The sequence below is a fragment of the Caulobacter sp. GW821-FHT09A05 genome (genome assembly GCF_059418465.1).
In genome coordinates this window covers 1-19748 of record NZ_JBWKPX010000022.1, presented here as the reverse complement: position 1 = coordinate 19748, position 19748 = coordinate 1, and the positions used below count along the sequence as shown (strand labels likewise).

Here is a 19748-nt window from a genome sequence, read left to right as displayed (position 1 = left end):
AGGGGCAGGCGAACGGTCGCGGCGACAAGCGCCAGGGCGGTTCCGGCCATCGAGCCCGCCGCAAATCCCCTCATTTCGTCTCTCCCCATCATCGCCTGTTGGGCGTTTCTATTTGTCACACAAATTAGACGGTGTATGGATCGCCGTCGAGCTTTAAGATACCGGTACCAGTGAACAGCGACCGGATTGCCCGGAACGCGCCGACATGCAATTGACAGCGTTGTCGGAGTTCCAACGATAATGATGCGGGGAGTTATGAACACCAAGGCCTTTTGCGCAGCGCTGCTGGCGACCACCCTTCTGACTGGCGCCGTGTCGGCCGCCGAAAGCAAGAGCACCGCCCATCCGGCCCTGTGGCCCGCGGCCAAGAGCCAGGGCCTGGTCGATCCCCGGACCGAGGCCTTCGTCGACTCCGTGCTGGCCAAGCTGACCCTGGAGGAGAAGATCGGCCAGATGATCCAGGCCGACATCGCCTCGATCACACCGGAAGACCTGAAGACCTATCCCCTGGGCTCGATCCTGGCCGGCGGCAGCTCGCCGCCGCTGGGCGCGCCCGACCGCTCGCCGATCGGCCCCTGGGTCAAGTCGGTCGAGGCCTTCCGCGACGCCGCGGCCCAGCGCCAGGGCGGCACGCAGGTGCCGCTGATGTTCGGCATCGATTCGGTGCACGGCAACGGCAACGCCATCGGCGCCACGCTCTTCCCGCACAACAGCGCCCTGGGCGCGACCCGCGACCCCGAACTGATCCGCAAGATCGGCGCGGCTACGGCGCAGGAGACCGCCGCCGCCGGCTTCGACTGGGCGTTCGGCCCGACCCTGACCGTGCCGCGCGACGACCGCTGGGGCCGGGCCTACGAGGGCTATTCGGAAGACCCCGAGATCGTCCGCAGCTATGCTGGCCAGATGATCCTGGGTCTGCAGGGGGCGGTCTCCCAGGGCGGCGTGATCCAGCAGGGCCACGTGGCGGCCAGCGCCAAGCACTTCCTCGGCGACGGCGGCACCCACGAGGGCAAGGACCAGGGCGACACCCAGGTCTCCGAAGCCGAGCTGATCCGCCTGCACGCCCAGGGCTATGTGCCGGCCATCAACGCCGGGACCATGACCATCATGGCGTCGTTCAACAGCTGGAACGGCGAGAAGATGCACGGCAACAAGAGCCTGCTGACCGACGTGTTGAAGGGCAAGATGGGCTTCGACGGCTTCGTGGTCGGCGACTGGAACGGACACGGCCAGGTGGCCGGCTGCACGCCCAAGAGCTGCCCCCAGGCCGCCAACGCCGGCCTGGACATGTACATGGCGCCTGACAGCTGGAAGGACCTCTACGCCAACACCCTGGCCCAGGCGAAGTCGGGCGAGATCCCGATGGCCCGCATCGACGACGCCGTGCGCCGCATCCTGCGCGTGAAGGCCAAGCTGGGCCTGTTCCAGCGGGCGCGTCCGGTGGAAGGCAAGGAGGCGGTGATGGCCTCGGCCGAGCACCGCGCCATCGCCCGCCAGGCCGTGCGCGAGTCGCTGGTGCTGCTGAAGAACAACGGCGTGCTGCCGGTGAAGGCCTCGGCCAACATCCTGGTGGCCGGCTCGGGCGCCGACGACATCGGCCAGCAGGCCGGCGGCTGGACCCTGTCGTGGCAGGGCACCGGCAATACCAAGGCCGACTTCCCCAACGCCCAGTCGATCTATTCGGGCCTGAAGGAGACGGTCGAGGCCTCGGGCGGCTCGGCGACGCTCAGCATCGACGGCGCGTTCGACAAGAAGCCCGATGTCGCGATCGTGGTGTTCGGCGAGACGCCCTACGCCGAGGGCGTGGGCGACATCAAGACGCTGGAATACCAGCCCGGAAACAAGACCGACCTAGCCCTGCTGAAGAAGCTGAAGGCCGCCGGCGTGCCGGTGGTGGGCGTGTTCCTGTCGGGCCGGCCGCTGTGGGTGAACCCCGAGATCAACGCCACCGACGCCTTCGTCGCCGCCTGGCTGCCGGGCTCGGAAGGCGGCGGGATCGCCGACGTGCTGATCGGCGACAAGGCCGGCAAGCCGCGCGCCGACTTCCGCGGCAAGCTGGCGTTCAGCTGGCCCAGGACCGCCGGCCAGTTCACCCTGAACCGCGGCGACAAGGGCTACGCGCCCCAGTTCGCCTACGGCTACGGCCTGACCTACGCCTCCAAGGTCCGGGTCGGGACGCTGTCGGAGAAGCCGGGCTTCACGATCGCCACCGACAATGTCAGCAACTACTTCGTGGCGGGCAAGACTCCGGTGCCGTTCGAGTTCCGGCTGACCCCGACCACGGCGGCGCAGATCCGCCCGGTGGACGCCGGCAACGTGCAGGAGGCCGGTCGCCAGCTGACCTTCTCGGGCGACGTCGAGGCCAAGGCGGCGATCGCGACCGACAAGGCCTTCGACCTGTCGTTCCAGGCCAACGCCGACATCGACCTGCTGGTCGATTATCGCGTCGACGCCAAGCCGACCGCGCCAGTCACCCTGTCGATCGGGGCGGGCAAGCTGGACGTCACCCCGGTGCTCGAGGCCTCGCCGGTCGGCGAGTGGAAGAGCCTGAAGGTGTCGCTCAAGTGCTTCCAGGCGGCCGGGACCGACGTGACCAAGGTCACCGCGCCGTTCGAGCTGTCGACCGCCGGCAAGCTGGTGGTGTCGCTGCAGGGCGTGAAGCTGACCACCGACCCGGCCGGCGCGGTCTGCCCGGGCAAGGCTCAGTAGAAGCGCCGCTCGCCCCGGCGAAGGCCGGGGCGGAAGCCGAGGTCCAAGGCGGGCGCTGAGCCCGGAACAACAAAACCCGCCTGGATCCGGCGTCCGCCGGGATGGGCGGAGATTAGGGTGAGATCCATGCGCACGAAGATCCTTGGCCTGCTGGCCGCCACCGCCCTGACGGCCGCGGCCGGGGTCGTCGAGGCCGCTCCCCTGCTGGCTCCGGTCTTCACCGACCACGCTGTCCTGCAGCGGGGGCAGCCGATCCGGATCTGGGGCGCGGCCAGGCCGGGCGAAGCCGTCGAGCTGGCGCTGGGCGAGGCCAAGACCAGCGCCACCGCCGACGCCGAGGGCCGCTGGTCGGCGACCTTCCCGGCCCGCGAGCCGGGCGCGGCCCTGACCCTGACGGTCCAGGCCGGCGGCGAGCGCCAGGCGATCTCGGACCTGCTGGTCGGCGACGTCTGGCTGTGCTCGGGCCAGTCGAACATGGAATATCCGCTGCGCCGGTCGCTGAACGGCGAGGCCGAGGCCGCCAGTTCGGCCGACCCGAACATCCGCCTGCTGCAGACCGGCCGCGTCAGCCTGCCCGAGCCGACGGCCGCCCTGCCCAAGGAGGCCGCCTGGCGTCCGGCCACGCCCGAGTCCGCCAACAATTTCAGCGCCGCCTGCTTCTTCATGGGCCGCGAGATCAAGAAGACCACCGGGGTTCCGGTCGGCCTGATCGACGCCACCTGGGGCGGGTCGGTGATCCAGGACTGGATCAGCCGCGAGGGGCTGCACGCCCTGGGCAGCTATGAAGAAGGCCTGGCCATCCTGGCCGACTACGCCAAGTCGCCGGAAACCGGCATGGCCCGGTGGACCGCCCAGTTCGACCACTGGGCCGCCAAGGCCGAGCCGCAGGCCGCGGCCTGGAGCCGGCCGGACTTCGACGACCGCGACTGGAAGACCATGCCGGCCGAACGGTTCTGGGAGGCCAATCCGGGCCTGGAGACCTTCGACGGCACGATCTGGCTGCGGGCGACGATCGTCCTGACCGCCAAGCAGGCCAAGCAGGGCGCCGTCCTGGCCCTGGGCCCGGTCGACGACCTGGACATCACGTTCGTCAACGGCCGCCAGGTGGGCTCGACCCAGGGTTGGGACAGGCCGCGCGCGTACAAGATCGCCCCGGGCGTGCTGAAGGCCGGACCCAACGTCGTCGCCGTGCGGGCCATCGACACCGGCGGCGGCGGCGGGGCCTGGGGGCCGGCGGCCGAGAAGGGGCTGAAGCTCGACGACGGCTCGTTCGCGCCCCTGGGCGCCAGCTGGCGCTACAAGGTCTCGTCCACCGTCGCCCAGAGCGGCGTGCCGCCGACGCCGCCGTGGGTGGGGGCCAGTGGCCTGTCGACCCTGCGCAACGGCATGATCGCGCCGCTGATCCCCTACGGCCTGAAGGGCTTCGCCTGGTACCAGGGCGAGGCCAATGTCGCCGAGTCCCAGAACTACGAGCGCCTGCTGGCCGCCCTGGTCGGCGACTGGCGCAAGTCGTTCGGCGGGCCGGACCTGCCGTTCCTGGTGGTGCAGCTGGCCGATTTCGGGCCGCGCCAGACCAGGCCCGCCGAGTCCGGATGGGCCGGGGTGCGCGACGCCGAACGCCGCGTGGCCGCCGCCGACCCCAAGGTCGGCCTGGCCTCGGCGGTCGACATCGGTGACATCTACGACATTCACCCGGCCAACAAGCAGCAGGTCGGCCATCGCCTGGCCCTTCAGGCCCGCAAGCTGGCCTATGGCGAGACGACGCTGGTCGCCGCCGGTCCGGCGCCGCTGTCGGCGACGCTGTCGGGCGGGGCCGTGGTCGTGCGGCTGGACCAGCCGGCGGTGGTGCAGGCCGACGTCCGGCCGGTAGGCTTCGAGCTGTGCGACGCGGGCGGCGCCTGCCGCTTCGCCGACGCGGCCCTGGCCGGCGACCAGGTCCGGCTGGCGGTCCCGGCCGGCTTCGCGCCGGTCAAGGTCCGCTTCGCCTGGGCCGACAGCCCGATCCTCAATCTCTATGGGGCCACCGGCCTGCCGGCGACGCCGTTCGAACTGGCGATCGCGCCGTAATAACGGGCAACGAACTGGGCGACGGCGCGCGCGGACATCGCCCGCGCCGTTAACCAGCAACCCCCGGCGCTCGACGGCATTGTGTTGCGTCAAGGAGACCGCCGAGTGCCCGACGCCGCGTACCAGGAACTGGCCAAGCTGTGGGAAGCCGTCTTCGGCGAGCAGCCGTCCGTCGTCGCCGAGCCGGGCCTGACGGCCCAGGTCCTGGTCCGCTGCCTGCCGCCGGTCGAGCCCTACAGCTTCGTCACTAAGGACGAGGATGGGGAGTTGGGATAGACGACCCGCCCGCGCGACCGACGTTCAGAATGAGGCTAGGCTCCCAACCGTTGTCATCCCGGAAAGCGCGCAGCGCTTGTCCGGGACCCAGGTGAACCGCAAGGCTTCTGCCCAGTCCCCTGGGTCCCGGACAGCCTCTGCGAGGCTTCCGGGATGACAACATTAAGAGCCGACCTCGATCGGGTCCGATCGCTAGACCGCCAGGGCCTTGAGCCGCTCGCGCAGGTCGCCCAGCTCGTCCAGGCCCAGGTTTAGCTTGCAGAACAGTTGCTCCGGCACCGCCTTGGCCTTGTCTCGCAAGGCGGCGCCGGCCTCGGTGAGGGTGACGATCACCCGGCGCTCGTCCTCGGGATCGCGTTGGCGGGCCACCAGGCCCTGGGTCTCCAGGCGTTTCAGCAGCGGGGTCAGGGTGCTGGACTCCAGGTCCAGCGCCTCGCCCAGGGCGCCCACGGTCCGGGGACTCGCCTCCCACAGCACCAGCATGGCCAGATACTGCGGATAGGTCAGGCCCAGGGCCTCGAGCAGCGGCCGGTAGAGCCGGGTTACCCGATTGGCGGCGCCGTAGAGGGCGAAGCACAGCTGGCGGTCGAGGCGCAGGGCCTCGACCGGTTCGCCGCTTGTCTTGTTCGTCTTGGCGCTCATGCGGCCCTTGTGGTGATCGCGACATCGACATTGCCGCGCGTGGCGTTGGAATAGGGACAGACCTTGTGCGCCGTCGCAACCAGGGCTTCGGCCTCGTCCTGGGTCAGGCCCTGGGTTTCGACCTCGAGCGCCACCTCCAGCCTGAAGCCGACCTCCAGCGGGGCCAGGCCGACGACGCCGGTCACGGTCGAGCCGGTCAGGCCGATCTTCTGCTGGCGGGCCACGAAGGCCATGGCGCTCTGGAAGCAGGCGGCGTAGCCGGCCGCGAACAGCTGCTCGGGATTGGTGCCCTGGCCGTTGCCGCCCAGCGCCTTGGGCAGGGCCAGCTTCACATCCAGCAGGCCGTCGTCGCTGCGAGCGCCGCCTTCGCGACCGCCGGTGGCCGTGGCGCGGGTTTGATAGAGAGTGGACATCGGTGCCTCCTTGGCGTTGTTCGATGTGAACGATTTAATCGTGCGCGATATGAATGCAAGAGGTGCGGTTGAATTTTTATCGCGCGCGATCTTTTATCCCAAAAGCCGCTCATCCCGGCGAATGCCGGGACCCAGATCCGCAAGCGGTGTGGCTGATTGGAAGGGCTCGGCGCTCTTGGCGTCAATCGCGAAGTCATTCCATCTGGGTCCCGGCGTTCGCCGGGATGAGCGGAATAGATGGAGCCTTACGCCGCCCAGGCGGCCGCGAAGCGTTTCAGCTGCGAGCGGGCGGCGCTTTCGGCGCCGTCGCCCAGGGCTTCCAGGCGCAGGAACAGGTCGCCGGCCCGGTGCGGGCCGCGGGCCGGCAGGCCCTGGCCGGGCAGGCGCACTAGGCCGCGGGCGGCGGCCTTGGTCGAGATCCAGACCAGGCGCGGGCCCAGGGCGGTGGCGACCTCGATTCGGCCGCCCTCGGCCAGGGCGCGGGCGTCAAGCCGCGCGGTCAGCCACAGGTCGTCGCCGCGCGCCAGGGCGTCGGGATCGTGCTTGAGCGCCACGCGGAAGGTCACGTTCTCGACCCGCACCTTGTCGCCTTCGCGCAGGCCGGCCGGCAGGGTCAGGCGCAGCTTGCGGGCGTCGAGCGTCAGGTCCAGGCAGCCGCCGGCGAAGGCCAGGGCGGCGTCGATCCGCAGGGTGGCCTGCTCGACCCGGGCCGGTTCGGCGACGGCGGGCGGAAAGTGGATCGGGCGGGCCGGGGCGTCCTGCAGCAGGCGATAGGCGGCCAGCACGTCGCGGAACAGGGCGGCGTCGCCGCCGGGGCGGTCCGGGTGGGCGCGCTTGGCCGCCTCGCGATAGGCGGCCCGCAGCTCGCGCTCGTCCGCGCCGGGCGCGACGCCCAGGATGGCGCGGGCGGCCTGGAGGCTGAGAACGGAAGACGAGCCGGCGGTCATGCCGCCGACCCTGCCGCCGTTTGGTCAACGGGGCGTTAAGTTAAGACTTTAACGAAGCTGGCCGCCCAGCAACCAGACCAGGCCGAACACGCCGAACACCCCGGCCACGAAGACGATCACCGCCCACGAGCCGCTACGGCGGTGCCAGGTGACCGGCTCGTCGACGTCCGGCCCCTCGACCCGGGCCCGCTCGGCCGCCTTGGCGCGCAGCCGCCAGAGGTTCCAGCCCCCGGCCGCGAACAGGAACAGGCCGCCGGCCGCCAGGATGATCCAGTCCTGGACGTCATCGCCCTTCCACTTGACCGCCTCGACATAGCCGATCCAGAGGCCCGCCGCGCACCACAGCGCCAGGGGAAGCCAGGCCAGTCGCGCCCGCGTGCCGAGTTTCATGGGATGCCCTTCATGTCGCGCGGCAGATGCGCGCGCCGGGTGGCGGCCGTCAAGCGCCGCTCGCCACGCCGGCGATCGGAAATTTCCGACCGATTTCCGACGGGCTGTCCTATATCGAGGTCATGACCGACGCGCCCCTGATCCCCGCCTCGCCGTCCGAGGACGACTACGTCCGCCAGGTGACCGAGGCCGCGCCCCTGCCGCTGCTGCCGGAGGGCGACCCGATCCGCCTGTTCGAGGACTGGCTGGCCGAGGCCGGCAAGGGCGAGCCGAACGATCCCAACGCGGTGGCCCTGTCGACCGTCGACGCCGAGGGCCTGCCGGATTCGCGCATGGTGCTGCTCAAGAGCGTCGATGCGCGGGGCTTCGTCTTCTACACCAACACCCAGAGCGCCAAGGGCGAGGAGCTGAACGCCCAGCCCAAGGCCGCCCTGCTGTTCCACTGGAAGTCGCTGCGCCGCCAGGTGCGGGTGCGCGGCGCGGTCGAACCGGTCACGCCGGAGGAGGCCGACGCCTATTTCGCCAGCCGCGCGCGCCACAGCCAACTGGGCGCCTGGGCCAGCGACCAGTCGCGGCCGCTGCCCGACCGCCTGGCCCTGGAGCGCCGGGTGGCCGAGATGGCGCTGAGGTTCGGGATCGGCAAGGTGCCGCGTCCGCCGCACTGGTCGGGCTATCGCGTCGTTCCCCAGGTCATCGAGTTCTGGCGCGACCGGCCGTTCCGCCTGCATGAGCGGCTGGTCTACGAGCGCTCGGGCGAGGGCTGGGGGACGAAGCGGTTGTTTCCGTAGGCGACGCGGATCGGCGGCCGGCCAGCGCTTCAGGTCCGTTTGGCCTTGCCGCGGTCGTTCGGCGTGCGCGCCGAGATTTTCTCAAACGCGTCGGGGTCGACGCGTTTCCGGGGGCGGCCGCCCAGCCTTCCGTTCGCCGCCGAGGAGACGGCCTTGACGGCGCTCTTGGCCTTGCCGCCCTCGCGACCCAGTTGCTGGGCCATCCAGCGCTTGGTTCCGGTCAGGCCCTGCAGCAGGCCGGGAATGTAGATGCTGGCGTCCAGCAGCGGGAAATAGATCGCCGACCCGCGCCCGGAAACCTCGACCTGAGCCAGGTGTTCGGGCTTGGCGCCGGCCAGCTCCTGGTGCCGCCCGGGGTCGAACGTGACCTCCAGCCCATTGTTCATCTCGATCCACACGCGATGGCGTTCGGGCAGGAAGGCGACATTGATGGCGCGGGGACGGAACGCATTTTCCTCGGCGGTGCGCCTCGCGATGGCTTCGAATTCGGCTTCAGAAAGCGCCATGCATTTGTCTCCAGGCCCGGCAGAGCATCGTCAGGTGGCCGGCGACGAAGGCGATGATCGCGTTTAACTCCGCGAGGCGGTAGCCGTCGACTTCGCGAACGCTGACCGGTCCGTGCCTCGTCTCGTCGGTCTCGCAACAGCTCAGCAGCAGAACCGCCTCCGCGTTCACCCCGTTCACATGCACATGAGAAGGCGCATGATCCTGGGTGTAGATCTCTATGCGCGTCCTGCCCGTCCTGTCCGGGTATTGCAGCAAGGTGGGCATGAGGGTTCCTTCTAGCAGAAACCTAAGCGGTTTGGAAGTTTGGCCCGGCGGCTAGATGGAAGCGCCGGACGACCTGGCTCCATACCGCGCCAGGAACGTCTCCACCGCCTCCTCGGCGATGTCGCGCAGCGGGCGGACCGGGCGGGCCTCGTCGCCGGCCGTCAGGCCCAGCACCAGGGTGGCGTGGTCCAGCATGCCCAACAACTGGCCGGCCGCCCAGGCGGGGCGGTCGACCGTCAGCTCGCCGGATGCGACCAGGTCCTCGATGAGTTCGATCGCCGTCCCGCCCAGGGCCTGGTGGGCGCTCCGCCGGACGTGGTCGGCCACCGCCTCGAAGCGCCGGCGTTCGCTGGCGACCATCCGAAAGATCGCCCGGGTCGCGGGCTGCGACATGAAGGTCGCATAGGCCAGGGCCAGGCTGATCAGGCGCGCGCGGGCGTCGCCCTTGGTCCGCGCGCTGGCGCGCACGGGTTCGGCCATGTGCTGGACGGCGTCATGGACGATGATCTCGAACAGCTTGGCCTTGCTGGGGAAGTAGGCGTAGAGGGTCGCGGTGGACACCCCGGCCATGCGGGCGACCGCCTCCATGCCGGCGGCGGAATAGCCTTCGCGGAGGAACACGCCGCGCGCGGCGGCCAGGATCTCGGTCTTCTTGCGCTCCGACCGATTGAGGACTGCGCCGATCAGCATGTGGTTTCGACTCTAGCCACGGTAAACACGACCATAGGCGCTCAACCAAAGCGTAAGCAAGCCGCCATGCGCGACGCGGCCTGAACTTTCCGCTATGGGGACGCCCGCGCCCGGAAGTCTGGCGTGGTTGACGAGGTTGGGGCGTGATCAAGGACGCGGAGACGGTTCGCGAGCAGGAAGTGGCCGCCTGGATGGGCGAGCGGGCCGATCGGGTGATCGAGACCTCCTGCGCCCGGGTGTTCCTGGTCGGCGAGGCGGCCTGGAAGGTCAAGCGGCCGGTCAATTTCGGCTTTCTGGACTATTCGACCCTGGAGCTGCGCCGCTGGTCGCTGGAGCGCGAGCTGAGCTTCAACCGCGCCGCCGCGCCGGACATCTACCGCGCCGTGCGCCGCCTGACCCGCACCGAGGCGGGCGGGGTCGAGATCGACGGGGCCGGCGAGATCGTCGAATACGTGCTGGAGATGCGCCGCTTCGACGAGCAGGGCGTGCTGGCCCAGCAGCCCTGGGCGATCGACGACGCCCTGGAGGAGTCGCTGGGCCGCACCATCGCCCAGTTCCACGCCGGCGCGCCGCTGCGGCCGAACGGCGGCGGGGTGGGGGCCCTGGGCTACACCATCGCCTCCAACGCCAACCTGCTGCGCGGCCTGGCCCCGCGCCTGGGCGCCCAGGCCGTCGAGCGGCTGATCGCCGAGACGGATCTCGCATTGGAGCGCCTGGGCCCGCTGCTGAACGCGCGGGCCGGGCAGGGCTTCGCCCGCCACTGTCATGGCGACCTGCACCTGGGCAACATCCTGGTCGAGGAGGGCAGGCCGATCCTGTTCGACTGCATCGAGTTCAACGACTCGCTGTCGGACATCGATATCCAGTACGACCTGGCCTTCCTGCTGATGGACCTGGACTTCCGCCGCCGCCGCGACGCCGCCGGCCGGGTGCTGAACGCCTATCTGGACGAGGCCGCCCGCGCGTTCGGCGAAGGCCTGTGGACCGGCCTCGCGGCCCTGCCGCTGATGCTCAGCGTCCGCGCCGCGGTGCGCACCCACGTCTGGGCCTACAGCAACGACGACGAGGCGGCCCGGGCCTATCTGGCCACGGCCCTGGAGCACCTGGCCCCCAGGCCGGTTAGCCTGGTGGCCACCGGCGGCTTCTCGGGCTCGGGCAAGTCGACCTTCGCCCGGGTCTGCGCGCCCGGCCTGGGCGCGGCCCCCGGGGCGGTGGTCCTGCGCACCGACGAGATCCGCAAGCGCCTGTGCGGCGTGCCTTCGCTGCAGCGCCTGCCCAAGGAGGCCTATACGCCCGAGATGAGCGACCGGGTCTATGGCGAGCTGTTCCGCGACGCCGCCCTGACCCTGGCCGCCGGCCGCTCGGTGGTGGTCGACGCGGTGTTCCTCAAGCCCGAGCAGCGGGCCCGCGCCGAGGCCCTGGCCCGGCAGGCCGACGTGGCGTTCCAGGGCGTCTGGCTGGAAGCCCCACCCGAGGTGCTGCGCGCCCGCGTCGCCGCCCGCGTCAACGACGCCTCGGACGCCGACGTGGCGGTTCTGGAAAGCCAGCTGGCCCGCGACACCGGCGAGATCGCCTGGCGCCGCGTCGACACGGTCAGCGCCTTCGAGGACGAGGCGAGGGCGCTGGCGGAGACGATGGGGTAGGGCGGACCGGTGTTCGGCGCAGGAGGCCGAAAACCTCGTCCTTCGACAGGCTCAGGATGAGGTTTTCTACCCGCTGGGTCGGTAAATGGTCCTCATCCTGAGCTTGTCGAAGGACGAGGACCGCGCACCGCTTTGACAGTCATCCCCACGCCGACCGTTCGCCCGCCGAGCGCGCCGCGTTGCGCGACGGGCGCCGCCCCGCTAGCCTCGCCTGAACAACGATAACGGATCGGGAGCGCGGGCGATGCAGGGCTTGATGCAGCACGGGGCCTTGACGGTCGACAAGATCATCGACCACGCCGCCCAGTGGCACGGCGCGCGCGAGGTCGTCACCCGCTCGGTCGAGGGGCCGATCGTCCGCACCACCTACGGCGCGATCCGCGACCGCGCCAAGCGGGTGTCCAACGCCCTGCTGGCCCTGGGGATCAAGCCGGGCGACCGGGTCGGGACCCTGGCCTGGAACACTGGGCGCCATATGGAGGCCTGGTACGGGATCATGGGCATCGGGGCGGTGTGCCACACCCTCAACCCGCGCCTGTTCCCCGAGCAGATCGCCTGGATCGCCAACCACGCCGGCGACCGCGTGATCTTCACCGACCTGACCTTCATGCCGATCATCGCCGGCGTCCTGCAGCACCTGCCCAGCGTCGAGCATGTGGTGCTGTTCACCGATCGCGACCACATGCCCGCCGACTTCAGGCCGGCCGGCGAGACGCCCAGCTTCAAGGGCCTGCTGTGCTTCGAGGACCTGGTCGAGCAGCACCATGCCGACTGCGCCTGGGGCGGCTTCGACGAGGGCACGGCGGCGGGGCTCTGCTACACCTCCGGCACCACGGGCGACCCCAAGGGCGTGCTCTATTCGCACCGCTCCAACGTCCTGCACACCCTGATCACCCTGCAGCCCGACGTGATGGGCCTGTCGCAGAAGGACGTGATCCTGCCGGTGGTGCCGATGTTCCACGCCAACGCCTGGGGCGTGGCGTTCTCGGCGCCGGGGACCGGGGCCAAGATGGTGATGCCGGGCGCGAAGATGGACGGCGCCTCGATCTTCGAGCTGCTGGATAGCGAGGGCGTCACCTTCTCGGCCGCCGTGCCGACGGTCTGGCAGATGCTGCTGCAGCACCTGAGGGAAACCGGCGCCAGGCTGCCGGCGCTGAAGAAGGTGGTGATCGGCGGGGCGGCCTGTCCCGAGCACATCATCCGCGCCTTCCACGACGACTACGACGTCGAGGTGGTCCACGCCTGGGGCATGACCGAGACCTCGCCGGTCGGCACGCTGTCGGTGATGACCGACGAGCTGGAAAAGCTGCCCTACGACCAGCAGATGCCCTATCGCCTCAAGCAGGGGCGGCCTCCGCTGGGCGTGGAGCTGAAGCTGACCGACGACGCGGGCCGGCGCCTGCCGCACGACGGCAGGAGCTTCGGCAACCTGAAGATCAAGGGCCCGATCATCGCCGCCGAATATTTCCGGGGCGCGGGCGGCAAGATCCTCGACGACGAGGGCTTCTTCGACACCGGCGACGTGGCCACGATCGACGACCACGGCTTCATGCAGATCACCGACCGGGCCAAGGACGTGGTCAAGTCGGGCGGCGAGTGGATCAGCACGATCGACATCGAGAACATCGCCCTGGGCCATCCCAAGGCGGCGATGACGGCCGTAATCGGGGTGCCCCACCCCAAGTGGGACGAGCGGCCGATCCTGCTGGTCAAGCTGAAGGACGGCGAGACCGCCACCAAGCAGGAGTTCCTCGATTTCCTGCACGGCAAGATCGCCAAGTGGTGGACGCCTGACGACGTGGTCTTCGTCGACGAGATCCCGCTGGGGGCCACGGGCAAGATCGACAAGAAGCTGATCCGCCAGCGCATGAAGGACTACGTGCTGCCGGCCTTGGCCGTGGCGGGCGTTGCGGAGCCCGAGCCCGAGCCCGAACCGCCCGCCGCCACCCTGGCCGCCGCCGACGGAGCGCAGGCGGCGCGGATCTATGCGCCCGAGCCCGAGGAGCCGCTGTCGGAACCGCCGCCGCTGCCCGAGCCGCCGATCGCCGAGGCCCTGGCCCACGCGGACGGCGAGCCGCCGGCCGAAGCCGAGGGCGAAGCGGACCGCTTCCCCCTGGATCCGCTGGAGCCCGCGAGCCCCGCGCCGCCCTTCGAGCCGGTGCCGGAAGAGGCCTTCCACGCCGAACCGGTGTTCGTCGCCGAGTCGCCGCCGCAGGCCATGCCGGCGACAGCCCCGCGAGAGGACGGGGAGGCCGAGGACAAGGCGGACAAGACGGCCAAGGGCGGCGCGGCCTCGGTCCTGCTCGACGGGGCGCTGGTCGTCGCCGTGGTTCCGGCCCTGCTGGTGGCCGTCGGGATGCTGGGCGTGAAGCTGGGGATCCTCCCGCCGGCGCTCGGCCACGACCGGATGACCCTGGACTGGGCGCCCAAGGCCGCCGTGCTGGGCGTCGTCACCGGCGTGCTGGGCCTGTTCGTCGCCGCGTTCGGCGGCGTCCCGCGGTTCTGGAAGAAGGCGCTGCTGGCCCTGGCGATCACCGTCGCCACCCTGGGCCTGATGGCCGCGACCAATGTCCTGGGCGGCCCGCCGGCGGGGTGAAGAGGGGCGGACGCGAAGCGGTCAGGCCAGCCGGTACGTGCTGTCCAGCCCCGCCACGCCGTCGCACGTCACCCGTCCTTGCTTCACCAGCAGCAGCATGTGCGCCAGCACCGACATGGCCGCGGCCGGGTGCAGTCGGGGATCGACGGCCGCGTAGAGGGTCGGCACCATGGCCTTGATCGTGGTCGGGCCCTGGGCCAGGGCGGCCAGCACCTGGGCCTCGCGCGCCCGGCGATGGTCGGCATAGGCCTGGAGGAACGGCGCCACGTCGCGGACCGGCGCGCCGTGGGTCGGCCACAGGGTGTCGAACCCCTCGGCCCGCACCTTCTCCAGGCTGGCGAAGTAGTCGCCCATGTCGCCGTCGGGCGGGGTGATCACCGTGGTCGACCAGCCCATCACGTGGTCGCCGGAGAACAGGGCGTTCTCCTCCTCCAGGGCGAAGCAGACGTGGTTGGAGGTGTGGCCCGGCGTGGTCACGGCCCGCAGCGTCCAGCCCGGGCCCTCGAACACGTCGCCGTCGGCGATCTCGACATCGGGACGGAAGCCCTCGTCCTCGCCAGCTTCCAGGGCCGGTTGTCCGGGGTCGGGCGCCAGCTCGGCCAGATGCGGCGCCCGGCGGCCGTATATCGTCGCCCCGGTCGCCGCCTGCAGCGGACGGGCCAGGGGGGAGTGGTCGCTGTGATGGTGGGTGACCAGGATGTGGCTGACCGCCTCGCCCTCCAGCGCCGCCAGCAGCGCCTGGAGGTGGCCGTCGAGATCCGGGCCCGGATCAATCACCGCCACGGTCCCGCGCCCGACGATGTAGGTTCCGGTGCCCACATAGGTGAACGGGCCGGGATTGTCGGCGATCACCCGGCGGATCGACGGCGAGACCTGGTCGCAGCGGCCATATTCGAACTCGATCTCGCGGACGAAGGGAATCAATGGCGGCCTCTTGGGAGGATGGCGGGGGAGAAGCGCGGCGCCGGACTTGCGGTAAACGGTTCGTAAACCTCCCGGAGTACGGATCATGGCCGCCGACGCAGCGATTTTTGTCTCAAAACGGCTCCAGCGCGCGGCCTTCGCCATTCTGTGTCTCATCGCGGCCCAGTTCGTGCTGGCCAGCTGCGAGCCCGAACCGTCGCCGATGGCGGCCCGGGTCGCCTTCAGCCACCGCTACTAGCTAGACGCCCAGCACGCCCGACAGGTCGTAGCCGGCGTCCGCACCCTGGCGCACCAGGGTGGCGCGGTCGGCCGCGCCCGACGCCGCCTGACCGAGGGACCAGGTGACGATCGAGCGCGTGCCCGAACGGCAGAAGGCCAGGACCGGGCCTTCCGCCCCCTCGACCGCCCGCCGCACGGCCTCGACCTGGTCGTGGGTCGGCCCGCCGCGCACCGGAACATGCAGATAGTCCAGGCCGGCGGCCCGCGCGGCCGCCTCGATCTGGGCGCTGGACGGCTGGCCCGGCTCCTCGTCGTCGGGGCGATTGTTGATCACCAGCACGAAGCCCTCGCCGGCGGCGCGACCCAGGTCGTCGAGCGCGATCTGGGGGCTGACCGAAAGCGAGTCGGTTACACGTCGGAACGCAGTCATGGCTTTGATCACTCGTGGAAGGGGCATGGGGCGCCGCCGAGGCGGCGGGGCCGCATCATCCCGGCACTTCGGCGCCCAGGCAACGGTCGGTCGTGGTCAAATGTGTCGGAAATTTAAGCGACGCGCGGGGAAAGTTTCCCGCTGATCGTCGGTGTTCGGCATTCAGTGCTGGTATCGAACCAGTTTCGTGGGGTGTTTTCTCGAATGTCAATCGGATGTGGGGCGTTTTGACCTGCTGAGCCGCCTTTTGGCGTCGGTGACCCCGTGCTGGGTCTACGCGGGTGGAATTTGCCTTTCAGCCCAACAGGATACGGGGGCGGAGACCCGCGTTATCGCCCGGTTTGTGGAAGAACTGAGCGGCGTTCGGCGGAAATGAGGCGATCGTGTTGCGATAATGCGACAGCCTGAGGCGATGTTATTACGGATCGGTAATGGGAATTGACCGGTGCGCGCGGCGCCTCCTAACGTCGGTGCAACCGGGGAAATGTTTTCCGGGACACCTAAGTTCTCGTGGTGGAGTTGGGGCGAAAATCCAGACAGGCCGAACGTAACGCCCCCGAAACGGGCGCGTGCGGGCGGTCGGGATGCTTCACCATGCAAGAGGGGATACTATGAAGATGATTTCCACCAAGGGCGGTGCGCGCGCGCGCCTCTTGACGTCGACGCTGCTGGCCGGCCTGGCCACCGTCGCCGCGCCGCTGGCCGTGACCGCGGTCGCCACGGCGATCCCGACCCTGGCCAGCGCCCAGGACTACAGCTCCGGCTCGCTGATCGGCACGGTCAAGGATTCGGCCGGCGTCACCGTCCCGGACGCGACCGTCACCGTGAAGTCGCTCGACCAAGGCTTCACCCGCACCGCCACCACCGACGGCAATGGCCAGTTCCGCGTTCCCCTGATCCCGATCGGCGGCTACTCGGTCTCGATCGCCAAGGAAGGCTACCAGCCGACCAGCGACGGCAACGTCCGCGTCGCCCTGGGTGGTTCGACCGCCTACTCGTTCACGCTGACGGAAGTCGGCGGTTCGGTCAGCGAAGTGGTCGTCACCGCCACCGCCAACCCGCAGCTGGACTTCGCCGCGACGACCAAGGGTCTGACCGTCGATATGGAGACCCTGACCAAGCAAGCGCCGCTCGGCCGCTCGCTGACGGCGGTCGTCCAACTGGCCCCCGGCGTCGTCGTCGGTAGCTCGGCGCGCGTCGGCACGGCCCCCAGCGCGGCCAACTTCGGCGCCCAGCCGTCGGTCGGCGGCGGTTCGGTCGCCGAAAACGCGTTCTACATCAACGGCCTGAACATCACCAACTTCGACAACTACATCGGCGCCGCGGAAGTGCCGTTCGACTTCTACAAGTCGGTTGAAGTCAAGACCGGCGGCTATCCCGCCGAGTTCGGCCGCGCCACCGGCGGCGTGATCAACGCCGTCACCAAGTCGGGCTCGAACGATTTCAAGGTCGCCGTCCACGGCAACTTCGAATTCGACGGCCTGCGCGAAGATTCGCCGGACACCTACATCATCGCGAGTCACCAGAGCAAGCGCACGCGCAAGAGCGGCACGTTCGAAGTCAGCGGCCCGATCATCAAGGACCACCTGTTCTTCTACGTGCTGAACCAGCAGCGCGACGACTCGGAGGCCACGGCCTACAAGACGACCGGCCAGTACACGATCGACAAGTCCAACGACCCGTTCTGGGGCGCCAAGCTGGACGCCTACATCACCGACCGTCAGCGCGTCGAACTGACCTACTTCGACACCCAGAAGACGATCGATCGCACCGCCTACGCCTACAGCGCCGCCACCGACACCATCGGCGCCCAGCTGCCGTCGACGGTCTATCGCCAGGGCGGCGTGAACTACGTCGCGCGTTATACCGGCACCTTCACCGACTGGTTCACCCTGTCGGCGGCCTACGGCCGTAACCGCGACTCCAACAGCGTCCTGCCGGGCAACACGGTCGATCCGCTGGTCCAGGAAGACTACACCACCGGTTCGCTGAACACGATCAGCGCCCAGAAGCAGGGCACGATCGAAACCCGCAAGACGCTGCGGGAATTCTATCGCGTGGACGGCGACTTCTACTTCAACCTGCTCGGCGACCACCACGTCCGCGTGGGCTACGACCACGAAAAGACGACGCTGAACCACGCCTCGATCGACACGGGTCCCGGCTCCAACGGCATCGCCTACATCTATCACCAGGGTTCGGCGAACGACACGTTCGAGGTTCCGACCGGCGTCAACTACGTCGAAATCTCGACGAACCGCTTCGGCGGCGCCCCGGTCCATGGCGTCAACGAAGCCTGGTACATCCAGGACGCCTGGGACCTGACCCCGAACCTCAGCCTGCAGCTGGGCATTCGCCACGACAACTTCACGCTGGACAACCTGCTCGGCGAGCAGGTCCTGAACCTGAAGGACAACTGGGGCCCGCGCTTTGGCGTGACCTGGGATCCGGTCGGCGAGGGCAAGGACAAGGTCTCGGCTTCGTTCGGCCGTTACTACATCCCGCCGGCGTCGAACCTCAGCTACCGCGGCGCCGACCTGGGCTACAGCACGTTCTTCTACGCTCCGGGCTACGTGGTTGGATCGGGTGACACCGCCGCCAACTTCACTCGGGCCGGGAACAGCGTCCCGACCGCCCTCGGCACGCAGATCACGACCACGACCAATCCGGGCCTGCCCGCCGGGACGCTGGTCGGCTGTCCGACCCAGAACATCATCGCCGGCACCGCCGGCGTACCGGGTTGTACGGTTTCCTTCGGCCTCGGCGTCGCCGAACCGGCCTATTCCAAGGCCGCCGTGGGCATCAAGGCTTCGCAGGAAGACGAATACACCATCGGCTACGAGCGCCAGATCAACGACCTGTGGAAGGGCGGGGTGAACCTGACCTACCGCAAGCTGAACCGTATTTCGGAGGACACGACCCTCGACCCGTTCGTCGTGGACTGGTGTAACCGCAACACCACCGGCGCTACGCTGGCGGCCTGTACGCTGGTCTACAACAACTCCTGGCAGTACATCGTGTTCAACCCGGGCGAAGATCTGACGATCAACCTGCGTCAGCCCAACCCGCTGATCCACGATGCGGCGACCATCGCGGCTCTGGCCTCGCTGCCGAAGACCCTGACCTTCACCAAGGACGAGCTCAACTTCCCGAAGCCCAAGCGCGAATACATCGCGCTGGAGTTCACCTTCGAGCGCGCCTTCGACGGCAAGTGGGGCCTGAAGGGCTCGTACACCCTGTCGGAAAGCAAGGGTAACTACGAAGGCACCGTCCTGTCGGACAACAACCAAGCCGACGCCGGTTCGACCGTTCTGTACGACTTCGTTGGCCTGACCGACTACCAGGACGGCCTGCTGCCGAACCACCACGCGCACCAGTTCAAGGCTTTCGGCAGCTATGCCGTGACCGAGAACCTGATGTTCGGCATGAACGCCTCGGTGATTTCTCCGAAGCACCAAGGCTGTCTCGGCGTGCACCCGACCGACGGCCCCTCGGCCGGCTACGGCTCGGCGTCGCGCTGGTGCACGGACTTCGCCACGGGCCAGAAGCGGCCGGTTCCGCGCGGTTCGGCGCTCAAGACCGACTGGACCACCACGGTCGACCTGTCGGTCCGCTACACCGTTCCGGAAAAGGTCATGCCCCTCGGCGGCAACCTGGTCCTGCGCGCGGACATCTTCAACCTGCTGAACCGGGATGGGGTGACCTCGTTCGAGGAGCGTGGCGAAACCAACACCGGTGGTCGTCGTTCGCAATACGGCCTGCCGATCGCCTACCAAGATCCGCGCTACGTGCGGTTCGGCTTCGACCTGGACTTCTAAGGTCGGACGCTCAAGCGAAAGCTGGAATGGCGGCGGGCTCCTCGGAGCCCGCCGTTTTTCTTTGGGCCTCGCCACGGGCGTCTACGCTCGGCGGATGGCCGATAGACTTCAGCGATTTCAAGGCTCTAATTTTTCTCGACCCGATTTGGTCCTCACCCCTTCGAACCACCCTTATCCTGATCCCACCTGAAGGCAGGGGAGGGCGCACGTACGGCGACCGATGCGGCTTTCAGGGGTGGACGAGCGGGAAGGCTTGTCCGCCGTGTCTCCTCGGAGACATCCCGGGTTGGTTCGGAGCAGGCTCGCCTCAGTCGCGACGAAGCTTCGGCGCCCAGGATAGGCGGATCAGGCCAGCAGGCCTGGGCTGAAATCGCCCGGGCGGTCCAGGACGCGCCAACGTCCTGCCCGTCGGGGGCCTCCATCGG

General features: G+C 69.2%; 16 protein-coding genes and 1 pseudogene. 8 read left to right on the top strand and 9 right to left on the bottom strand.

What is annotated here, in order from left to right; all coding sequences use genetic code 11:
- Nucleotides 1-243: 243 nt before the first annotated feature.
- From AC07NX_RS18765 to AC07NX_RS18755, 3 genes are all read left to right on the top strand, one after another.
- Nucleotides 244-2709 (top strand): glycoside hydrolase family 3 protein, encoded by a 2466-nt coding sequence (locus AC07NX_RS18765; RefSeq protein WP_494643906.1) that lies wholly within the window; start codon nucleotides 244-246, stop codon nucleotides 2707-2709.
- Between the two features lie 126 nt (nucleotides 2710-2835).
- Nucleotides 2836-4776, top strand: a complete 1941-nt coding sequence (locus tag AC07NX_RS18760; protein WP_494643842.1) for a sialate O-acetylesterase — start codon at nucleotides 2836-2838, stop codon at nucleotides 4774-4776.
- A gap of 105 nt (nucleotides 4777-4881) precedes the next feature.
- Nucleotides 4882-5052, top strand: a complete 171-nt coding sequence (locus AC07NX_RS18755) for a hypothetical protein (protein ID WP_494643840.1) — start codon at nucleotides 4882-4884, stop codon at nucleotides 5050-5052.
- A gap of 192 nt (nucleotides 5053-5244) precedes the next feature.
- Here the strand turns inward: AC07NX_RS18755 and AC07NX_RS18750 are convergent, their stop codons facing one another.
- The 4 genes from AC07NX_RS18750 to AC07NX_RS18735 form a co-directional block, all read right to left on the bottom strand.
- Nucleotides 5245-5694, bottom strand: a complete 450-nt coding sequence (locus tag AC07NX_RS18750; protein ID WP_494643839.1) for a MarR family winged helix-turn-helix transcriptional regulator — start codon at nucleotides 5692-5694, stop codon at nucleotides 5245-5247.
- On the bottom strand, nucleotides 5691-6107 hold the full coding sequence (locus tag AC07NX_RS18745) for an organic hydroperoxide resistance protein (protein ID WP_494643838.1): 417 nt from the start codon (nucleotides 6105-6107) through the stop codon (nucleotides 5691-5693). Before AC07NX_RS18745 ends, AC07NX_RS18750 begins: the two co-directional genes overlap by 4 nt.
- Before the next feature lie 245 nt (nucleotides 6108-6352).
- The gene (locus AC07NX_RS18740; RefSeq protein WP_494643837.1) at nucleotides 6353-7054 is read right to left on the bottom strand and encodes a DnaJ domain-containing protein; all 702 of its coding nucleotides are present in this window, start codon (nucleotides 7052-7054) and stop codon (nucleotides 6353-6355) included.
- Nucleotides 7055-7102: 48 nt separating this feature from the next.
- Nucleotides 7103-7444 carry a hypothetical protein gene (locus tag AC07NX_RS18735; protein ID WP_494643835.1) on the bottom strand — a complete coding sequence of 114 codons (342 nt, stop codon included), beginning with the start codon at nucleotides 7442-7444 and terminating at the stop codon, nucleotides 7103-7105.
- 122 nt (nucleotides 7445-7566) lie between these two features.
- Here AC07NX_RS18735 and pdxH point away from each other — a divergent pair, with 122 nt between their 5' ends.
- A complete protein-coding gene (gene pdxH, locus AC07NX_RS18730) occupies nucleotides 7567-8232 on the top strand; it encodes a pyridoxamine 5'-phosphate oxidase (protein ID WP_494643834.1) in 666 nt (221 codons plus the stop codon).
- Between the two features lie 29 nt (nucleotides 8233-8261).
- On the opposite strand, the gene AC07NX_RS18725 is transcribed toward pdxH, so the two are convergent.
- Genes AC07NX_RS18725 through AC07NX_RS18715 form a run of 3 tightly spaced genes read right to left on the bottom strand, consistent with a single transcriptional unit; the run spans nucleotide 8262 to nucleotide 9693 of the window.
- On the bottom strand, nucleotides 8262-8738 hold the full coding sequence (locus AC07NX_RS18725; RefSeq protein ID WP_494643832.1) for a DUF2442 domain-containing protein: 477 nt from the start codon (nucleotides 8736-8738) through the stop codon (nucleotides 8262-8264).
- A complete protein-coding gene (locus tag AC07NX_RS18720) occupies nucleotides 8725-9003 on the bottom strand; it encodes a DUF4160 domain-containing protein (RefSeq protein ID WP_494643830.1) in 279 nt (92 codons plus the stop codon). The genes AC07NX_RS18725 and AC07NX_RS18720 overlap by 14 nt, the downstream gene beginning before the upstream one ends.
- A 51-nt stretch (nucleotides 9004-9054) precedes the next feature.
- Nucleotides 9055-9693 carry a TetR/AcrR family transcriptional regulator gene (locus AC07NX_RS18715; RefSeq protein WP_494643828.1) on the bottom strand — a complete coding sequence of 213 codons (639 nt, stop codon included), beginning with the start codon at nucleotides 9691-9693 and terminating at the stop codon, nucleotides 9055-9057.
- A 143-nt stretch (nucleotides 9694-9836) separates the two neighbouring features.
- Between AC07NX_RS18715 and AC07NX_RS18710 the strand changes: the two genes are divergently transcribed.
- Together AC07NX_RS18710 and AC07NX_RS18705 are read left to right on the top strand one after the other, a co-directional pair.
- Nucleotides 9837-11336, top strand: coding sequence for a bifunctional aminoglycoside phosphotransferase/ATP-binding protein (locus AC07NX_RS18710; protein ID WP_494643827.1), 1500 nt, complete (start codon nucleotides 9837-9839; stop codon nucleotides 11334-11336).
- Nucleotides 11337-11580: 244 nt separating this feature from the next.
- A pseudogene (locus tag AC07NX_RS18705) lies at nucleotides 11581-13827 on the top strand (long-chain-fatty-acid--CoA ligase); the annotation flags it as partial.
- A 126-nt stretch (nucleotides 13828-13953) separates the two neighbouring features.
- Here the strand turns inward: AC07NX_RS18705 and AC07NX_RS18700 are convergent.
- A complete protein-coding gene (locus AC07NX_RS18700; protein WP_494643825.1) occupies nucleotides 13954-14856 on the bottom strand; it encodes an MBL fold metallo-hydrolase in 903 nt (300 codons plus the stop codon).
- 85 nt (nucleotides 14857-14941) lie between these two features.
- Between AC07NX_RS18700 and AC07NX_RS18695 the strand changes: the two genes are divergently transcribed.
- Complete coding sequence (locus AC07NX_RS18695; RefSeq protein ID WP_494643823.1) at nucleotides 14942-15094, top strand: hypothetical protein; 153 nt, start codon at nucleotides 14942-14944, stop codon at nucleotides 15092-15094.
- Here AC07NX_RS18695 and AC07NX_RS18690 read toward each other — a convergent pair whose 3' ends face one another.
- Nucleotides 15095-15505, bottom strand: a complete 411-nt coding sequence (locus AC07NX_RS18690) for a TIGR01244 family sulfur transferase (RefSeq protein WP_494643821.1) — start codon at nucleotides 15503-15505, stop codon at nucleotides 15095-15097.
- A 611-nt stretch (nucleotides 15506-16116) separates the two neighbouring features.
- Between AC07NX_RS18690 and AC07NX_RS18685 the strand changes: the two genes are divergently transcribed.
- The gene (locus AC07NX_RS18685; RefSeq protein ID WP_494643819.1) at nucleotides 16117-19323 is read left to right on the top strand and encodes a TonB-dependent receptor; all 3207 of its coding nucleotides are present in this window, start codon (nucleotides 16117-16119) and stop codon (nucleotides 19321-19323) included.
- Nucleotides 19324-19748 lie beyond the last annotated feature (425 nt).